The organism is Clostridium sp. LS (genome assembly GCF_002760435.1).
Classification (GTDB): domain Bacteria; phylum Bacillota; class Clostridia; order Clostridiales; family Clostridiaceae; genus Clostridium.
On the sequence record NZ_AUUU01000256.1, the window covers coordinates 1 to 3,218 of the forward strand.

Consider the following 3,218-nt stretch of genomic DNA (forward strand, 5'->3'; position numbering starts at 1 on the left):
CTCCTTGCCTGATGAAAAATATCCATGGCAACTTTGGACTTGTTTTTTATTTTCATATGCCTAAAGTATAAATTAGTAGGGGAGAAGATGATATGCCAGGAATTTGGAATATAAATAATGGATATAATGTTAATTCTAAGAAAATTTCTAGCAAGTTAAGCTTTGAAGTAGGGGAACGCTTTACAGGCAGAGTAGTTGCAAAGGGAGAAGGAAAAGATATTACAATAAGATTAGCGGATGGATGGCAATTTATAGCTGAACTTGACGGTAATGTTGATTTAGATGATCTTAAATTAGTTAAATTTCAAGTAGGTGGACTTGAAAATGGAAAACTAAAACTTAAATTAGTACAAGGTGCTGCTGGCGAAGAAACAACTGAAGATGATAATTTTCAGGAAATTATTCAAAAAGAAGGTCTTTCAAAAGATGATATTGATATTTTAAAAAATATGGTTAAGCATAATATTCCTTTAACTAGAGATAATATCAATGAAATTAAAGGATTAATCCAATTTAATGAAAAAATAAGTGCAAATCCAAAGGAAATTGATACATTCATTCAAACGTATCTTCAAAGTAAAAATATACCAGTTAATAGTACTGAGGGGCAAGCTATAAAAGAAACGTTAACCAAGTTTTTTAATGAATTTAAGAACATGACATCTGACGATATACTTGCATTTATAGAGAATGATTTAGATTTTTCAGAAGAAACTATAAGTAGTTTTAACAAATTATTTAAAGGAGATTCTTCAATAGAACAAATACTTACAAAGATGAGTGATTCTTTGAATTCCTTAGAAATCTCAGATAGTGCCTTAAGCAGTGATATTGAAATTTTTAATAGCAAGATATCAAGTAAAGAGCCGGAATTTTCCAAGAGCAATTTAGATATTGCTAAAGCTTTAGCATCGAAAGTATATAATGAAAATGATCCATTAACAAAAAAAATAAATATATTAGATGTACTTAAAACATTAGCTGGAAGTGAAGATAGCGAACTTGATATGGTTCAGAAAAATGCCAATAACCCTAATAATGCTATCAATGAAAATAGTGCCCCAGAAAATGAAAAAGTAAATCTCCCAGCTTCATTAGTTGAAAAGTTAGATAATCAACAATTAGTAAAAATAATTAAAGATACTATCGGGGAGAATCTTACAAACAATGATTCTCCTAAAACTCAGGCAGAACGCCTTATTGAATCAACAAACAAAACAAAATTAGAGGGATTACTAAGTAACATAGAAGGTAAAGAAGTTAAACTTACTGATGATGAATTTAGATCATTTACGCAGCTATTAAATAGTAAAAGCACAGGAAATGAAGTTCCCAATGCAGATGTATCTTATGATAAGGGTAATGTTCAACCTAAAGAAGCAGCGACTAACAATAATGTTATAGAAACAGTTACAATTAAAGAGACTGTAGGGAAGCTAAATGCTAATGATTTATTAGCAAGAAATGACTTAGATAATAAAGATGCAATAAAAAATGAAATTAAAGATAAGATTGATAATGTGAGAGATATAGTTAAGAATTTAGTAGCTCAAACAGAATTAAAAGATGCAGGCTATGAAAAAATAATGAATTTAGTTAAATCTAATATTAATGATATCAAAGTATTTAATTCTGTGAGTAATGAGTACTATTATTTAAATATGCCTATAAACGCAAATAATCATGAATATCCTTGCAAACTTATTATTAAGGATAACAGAAAAGATGGGAAGAAAATAGATACAACAAATACTAAAATGGTGGTCAGTGTAAAAACAATAAATTTAGGAGAAGTAGATGGTTATTTGACTATGAGAGATAATAGAATGGATGTAAATTTAAAATGTAGTAGTGAATTTACTACTACCTTAAATAATAATAAATCAAAATTAGCAGATGGACTATCTACCCTTGGATTATTTGTTAAGATAAGTGTATCAGCTAAGGATAAACCAGTAGATATAGTAAGTTGTAGAAATTTCTTTAATGATTTAACAATTTCAGCTATTGATATTAAGGTATAATTTATATTAATATCTTTATAGAGTTAATTTTAAGAATAAGTTATTATGTGCAATCAAAGATTTTGACATTATATATTTTAAAGTTGCGGTCTTTCCATCTTTAATTGTGCATTTTAATATGTGGAAATATTAATTAGGAGTGTACAAAAATTATGAATCAGAGAAAAAAAGCAGCAGCATTAAAATATGAATTTAATAGTGACGCTCCAATAGTTACAGCAGCAGGAATGGGGCATATTGCAGATAAAATTATCGAGAAAGCTGAAGATAATGACGTTCCAATAGTTTATAATAAAGAATTAACAGATTTATTATGTAATGTGGATGTTGGAGATGAAATTCCTACAGAATTATACGAAGCAGTAGCACATGTAATAGCTTTTCTTACAGATTTAGATAAGAAAAGATAACCTAGCATAGAGACAACAGAAGGGTGATAAATAAATGGCACTATATACTATTTCAGATTTGCACTTAGGCTTTAATGTTGAAAAACCAATGGATGTTTTTGGTGATAAGTGGAAGGATCATTGTGATAAAATTAAAAAAAATTGGCTTAGTAAAATAACTGAAGAAGATATGGTGCTTATAGCTGGAGATATTTCTTGGTCTTTAAAAGAACAAGATAGTAAATATGATTTAGATTGGATAAATGAATTGCCAGGCAAAAAGATTATAAGCAAAGGTAATCATGATTATTGGTGGGGAAGTATTTCTAAATTGAATAAAAAGTACGAAAATACTAAGTTTATCCAAAATAATTTTTATGTCTATGAAGATTATGCTATATGTGGAACGAGGGGATGGATATGCCCTAGTGGAGATAAATATAGTGATAAAGATAAAAAGATATATGATAGAGAGCAGATAAGATTGAAACTTTCTTTAGATGCTGCTAAGAACAAAGGATTTGAAAAAATAATAGTTATGCTTCATTATCCTCCAATGAACGAGAAATTTGAAGAATCAGAATTTGTAAGGATAATAAAGGAATATAATGCGGAAAAAGTTATATATGGGCATTTGCATGGACCAGTATTATTAGGTAAAGTATTAGATGGACATTTTGAGGGAGTTGAATACATATTAACTTCAGCAGACTATCTGGATTTTAATCCTAAGAGAATACTGTAAGTAGATAAGGCACAATCAAAAAAATAATAGACCAGTATGCTTGCCTATTTCGCGTCATAC

3 protein-coding genes are annotated in these 3,218 nt (G+C 28.8%); all 3 read left to right on the top strand.

Annotation, left to right across the window (positions count from 1 at the left end; all coding sequences use genetic code 11):
- The first annotated feature begins 92 nt into the window (after positions 1-92).
- A complete protein-coding gene (locus COL3_RS27450) occupies positions 93-2,024 on the top strand; it encodes a hypothetical protein (protein WP_008423207.1) in 1,932 nt (643 codons plus the stop codon).
- A 152-nt stretch (positions 2,025-2,176) separates the two neighbouring features.
- Complete coding sequence (locus COL3_RS27455; RefSeq protein ID WP_008423208.1) at positions 2,177-2,434, top strand: EscU/YscU/HrcU family type III secretion system export apparatus switch protein; 258 nt, start codon at positions 2,177-2,179, stop codon at positions 2,432-2,434.
- A 34-nt stretch (positions 2,435-2,468) separates the two neighbouring features.
- Positions 2,469-3,158, top strand: coding sequence for a metallophosphoesterase (locus COL3_RS27460; protein WP_008423209.1), 690 nt, complete (start codon positions 2,469-2,471; stop codon positions 3,156-3,158).
- Positions 3,159-3,218: the final 60 nt, after the last annotated feature.